We start from the raw sequence: 496 nt of genomic DNA on the forward strand, positions 1-496 counted from the left end.
CATATGCTGAATATCTTGCATGTCATCAGCAGCACTAAAGCAACCTTCAAGATCAGGAAAAGTTAGGCCATAAGCAGAGTCTTGGTCTTTATGGACATATACGGGATACAACACACTTACCTCCATTCCCAACCAGCTTGTTTATATATGTTGCGCAAAGTTCCGATCGGCATGTCTTTACGTGGGTGTGGTACGACAACATGACCTGATTTTTCAGGATGTTTAAATTTTTCATGGTCGCCATTACCACCCACTTTGATCCAGAATTCCTGTACTAAGCGTTTGAGAATTTCTTCGCTGTTCATTGTGTAATTATACACAACTTTTATAAATATTTACGTATAAAATTAAAAACTACCCGAAGGTAGCGGGATTCATCTTCCGTATACTCGTTTCAGCTTCTTTTTATATGCTTCCCGTGCCTGATAAATGCCCCAGATAATTATGAGTAATGGCACAACATAAACACCATGTCTAAGAAACTCAAAGTTTAAAG

Annotated in this window: 2 protein-coding genes; both read right to left on the bottom strand. The window is 38.5% G+C overall.

The features are described 5' to 3' along the window. Nucleotides 1–126, bottom strand: a 126-nt coding sequence (locus tag A7A69_RS16975) for a type II toxin-antitoxin system HicB family antitoxin (protein WP_171500827.1), incomplete at its 3' end; no start/stop codon positions are given. Then, nucleotides 117–305: a type II toxin-antitoxin system HicA family toxin gene (locus A7A69_RS13350; protein ID WP_152878057.1), complete on the bottom strand. Its 189-nt coding sequence runs from the start codon at nt 303–305 to the stop codon at nt 117–119. The genes A7A69_RS16975 and A7A69_RS13350, both read right to left, overlap by 10 nt. Between the last annotated feature and the right edge of the window lie 191 nt (nt 306–496).

It is taken from the genome of Acinetobacter guerrae (assembly GCF_009372255.1).
GTDB classification, from domain to species: domain Bacteria; phylum Pseudomonadota; class Gammaproteobacteria; order Pseudomonadales; family Moraxellaceae; genus Acinetobacter; species Acinetobacter guerrae.

Coding starts and splice junctions, on each gene's coding strand:
- A7A69_RS13350 (WP_152878057.1), bottom strand. CDS start 305: ATGAACAGCGAAGAAATTCTCAAACGCTTAGTACAGGAATTCTGGATC.